The organism is Catenibacterium sp. RTP21428st1_D7_RTP21428_210409, from assembly GCF_040227455.1.
In the GTDB taxonomy this organism is placed as follows: domain Bacteria; phylum Bacillota_I; class Bacilli_A; order Erysipelotrichales; family Coprobacillaceae; genus Catenibacterium; species Catenibacterium mitsuoka_A.
Genome location: NZ_JBEHVX010000136.1, coordinates 1 through 3,541 on the forward strand (window position 1 = coordinate 1; position 3,541 = coordinate 3,541).

Sequence of the window (3,541 nt, forward strand, 5' to 3'; positions counted from 1 at the left end):
GACAAATAGTCTATATCCTGAATATTTCTGCTCCACACTTCTCTTAAATAGTTACCTGTAGATTATGGGTATTCAAATATTCTGATTATTTCAATAAGTGTACACAGAGTAAATAACAACATTGTTACCTATATTAAAAAAGTCCTCCCTAAGGAGAACTTATTAGCCAAGATATGCTTCTCTAACACGTGGGTTATTTGCAACATCATTCGCTTCACCTGATACAGTAATATTACCTGTTTCAAGTACATAAGCATGATCTGCGATAGAAAGTGCTTTATTCGCATTCTGTTCTACAAGAAGGATAGTAACGCCTTCTTTTTCATTAACTTCTTTAATGATATCAAAGATTTCATTGACAAGAATTGGAGAAAGACCCATTGATGGTTCGTCTAATAGTAATAGTTTTGGTTTAGACATCAAAGCACGGCCCATTGCAAGCATCTGCTGCTCACCACCAGATAATGTACCAGCTAACTGTTTCTTTCTTTCTCTTAAACGTGGGAATAATGTATAAATATGTTCAAGGTCATTCTTAATACCATCTGCATCATTACGAAGATAAGCACCCATTTCTAGGTTATCAGCAACACTTAACTGGGCAAAGATACGACGTCCTTCAGGAACCTGTGCTAGACCTTTAGAGACAATCTTATGAGCAGGAGTCTTCATGATGTTTTCACCATTAAAGATAATATCACCACTCTTACCATTTAATAAGCCAGAGATGGCATGCATTGTACTTGTTTTACCTGCACCATTGGCACCAATAAGTGCAACGATTTCACCTTCTTCTACATTAAATGAAATCTTCTTAATCGCATTAATGACACCATAATGTACTTCAAGATCCTTAACTTCTAATAACATCTTTAGCCCTCCTCTTCATTGCCTAAGTAGGCAGCTACAACATCAGGGTTGTTTCTAATTTCTTCAGGTGTACCAAAAGCAAGTACTGTACCAAAGTTTAATACTGCAATCTTTTCACAGATACCCATAACTAACTTCATATCATGTTCAATAAGAAGAATTGCGACTGAGAACTTTTCTCTTACAATCTTAATAGTTTCCATTAATTCAGCTGTTTCTGTAGGGTTCATACCTGCAGCAGGTTCATCTAATAATAATAGCTTAGGTGCAGTCGCAAGTGCTCTCGCAATTTCAAGCTTTCTCTGTTTACCATAAGGAAGGTTCTTTGCCTTTGATTGTGCAAATTCTTCTAGATGGAAAACACGCAATAATGATAAAGCCTCTTCCTGCATAGCAGCTTCAGACTTCTTATATTTAGGTGTATGGAATAATGTATCAAAGACAGTGTAAGGATGGGAATAATGTAGTCCTACTTTTACATTATCAATAACACTCATTTCCTTGAATAAACGAATATTTTGGAATGTTCTAGCGATACCAGCTTTAGTAAGCTTAATTGTATTCGCTTTTTTAATAGGATGTCCTTCAAAAAGGATACGACCACTTGTTGGCTGATAAACACCTGTTAATAGGTTGAAGACAGTTGTTTTACCTGCACCATTTGGACCAATTAAACCAAATAACTGGTTCTTATCGATTTCAAAGTCAAATTCATCTACGGCCTTTAATCCACCAAACTGAATACCAAGACCTTCTGCTTTTAATAATGGTGTACTCATTCTGGCTTCACCTCATCTTTCTTTTTAAAGAATGGAAGACGTTCCATGATCTGTTCGCCTTTACCAGTTCCTTTTAAAATCATAGCGGCAATTAATACAATTGCATATAACAACATTCTATACTGTGAGAATGAGATCAATAATTCTGGAATTATAGTAAGCACTATAGCTGCAATAATAGAGCCTTTTAAGTTACCCATACCACCAAGTACTACCATAACTAGAATTTCAACTGATTTGTTGAAGTCAAATCCTTTAGGAAGGATAACTGTATAATAATGTGCATATAAGCCTCCTGCAAGTCCTGCAAAAATAGCACTGACTGCAAAGGCAAATACTTTATAATAACCAACATCAATACCAGATAATTCTGATGCTGTTTCATCTTCACGAATTGAGATGATGGCACGTCCATGTCTAGATTTCACAATTGAATATACGACAAAGATTGTGATAATCATTGCGATAAAGACATAAACAAGATTTGTATTCATAGGAATACCAATTAAACCTTTTGCACCATTAGTGATTTCAAGGTTATTCATAATAACACGGATGATTTCATTGAAAGCAAGAGTGATAATACAAAGATAGTCACCTTTTAATCTTAATACTGGAATACCGATAATTAAACCAATAATACCAGCTGCAATCGCACCAATAAGTAATGATACAATAAATGGAAGATTTAAATAAATACTAATTAAAGCTGATGTATAAGCACCTACTGACATGAAACCAGCATGTCCTAAAGTAAGCTGACCTAAATAACCAGCTGCTAAGTTAAGTGATACAGCGAGGATAATATTAATACCACAAAGAATTAATACACCCTGCCAATAAGAGTTAATAACAGATGTAGCTGTTCCTATCATCAATACCGCAAAGATCACAATTGAAAGAATAAATGATCTGAATAGTTCGTTTTTTAATAGTTTTTCCATAGACTACACCTTCTCTCTTACATTCTTACCAAATAAGCCTGCTGGCTTAACTAATAAGACAAGAATAAGAATACCAAATACAACCGCATCAGAGAAATCTGATGAGATATATGCAATAGTAAGTGATTCTGCAACACCAAGCATTAAACCACCTACCATAGCTCCTGGTACACTACCAATACCGCCAAGTACAGCTGCGATAAATGCTTTAATACCTAACATTAAACCGATATATGGAGTAATTAATGAATAAGCACATCCATAAATAACACCTGCAATAGCACCAAGTCCTGAACCAATCGCAAATGTAAGAGATACTGTTGTATTTACATTAATACCCATTAACTGGGCTGCACCCTGGTCTTCTGATACAGCACGCATTGCTTTTCCTAGTTTTGTCTTATTAATAAAGAATAACAGAACAGCAGTACATACAGCTGTTACTACAAGAGTAATAACAGTAATATATTTAATAGAAATACCACCGAGATTAATTGTACCCTTTGGCATAATCTGTGGGAATGTACGAGCCGCACTACCAAAAATTAATAAGAATACATTTTCTAATAAGTAGCTGACACCAATGGCAGTGATCAATACTTCAAGTGAACCTTTACCTCTTAAAGGTTTATAAGCTACTTTTTCTGTTAAAACACCTAAAGCTGCAGTGGCAACTATAGAAAACAAGATTGCTGGAATAGGTCCTACAAAACCCATCGCGATTAATGCGAAATAAGCCCCTGCCATGATGATATCACCATGAGCAAAGTTGATTATTTTCGCAATACCATAAACCATTGTATAACCAATTGCAACTAAAGCATACATACTCCCAGTCGAGAGTCCGTTGATGATTTGGTTGATAAAGTTAATCATAATTTCCTCCATTTCCCCGCGCCTTCGTTGCGCGGACACAAATATATAACCAAACTCAAATCCCCCAAAACT

The 3,541-nt window shown here is 35.4% G+C and carries 4 protein-coding genes; all 4 read right to left on the reverse strand.

Annotated features, from left to right (window positions below; translation table 11 throughout):
* Positions 1-162: 162 nt before the first annotated feature.
* From ABUA27_RS12305 to ABUA27_RS12320, 4 genes are read right to left on the reverse strand one after another with little or no spacing between them, the layout of a single operon-like run.
* On the reverse strand, positions 163-870 hold the full coding sequence (locus ABUA27_RS12305) for an ABC transporter ATP-binding protein (RefSeq protein ID WP_022424674.1): 708 nt from the start codon (positions 868-870) through the stop codon (positions 163-165).
* Positions 871-872: 2 nt separating this feature from the next.
* Entirely contained in the window at positions 873-1,649 is a 777-nt protein-coding gene (locus ABUA27_RS12310; RefSeq protein ID WP_287846700.1) for an ABC transporter ATP-binding protein, read from the reverse strand.
* Complete coding sequence (locus ABUA27_RS12315) at positions 1,646-2,593, reverse strand: branched-chain amino acid ABC transporter permease (RefSeq protein WP_287968324.1); 948 nt, start codon at positions 2,591-2,593, stop codon at positions 1,646-1,648. Before ABUA27_RS12315 ends, ABUA27_RS12310 begins: the two co-directional genes overlap by 4 nt.
* 3 nt (positions 2,594-2,596) lie before the next feature.
* Positions 2,597-3,469, reverse strand: a complete 873-nt coding sequence (locus tag ABUA27_RS12320) for a branched-chain amino acid ABC transporter permease (protein ID WP_502879716.1) — start codon at positions 3,467-3,469, stop codon at positions 2,597-2,599.
* Positions 3,470-3,541: the final 72 nt, after the last annotated feature.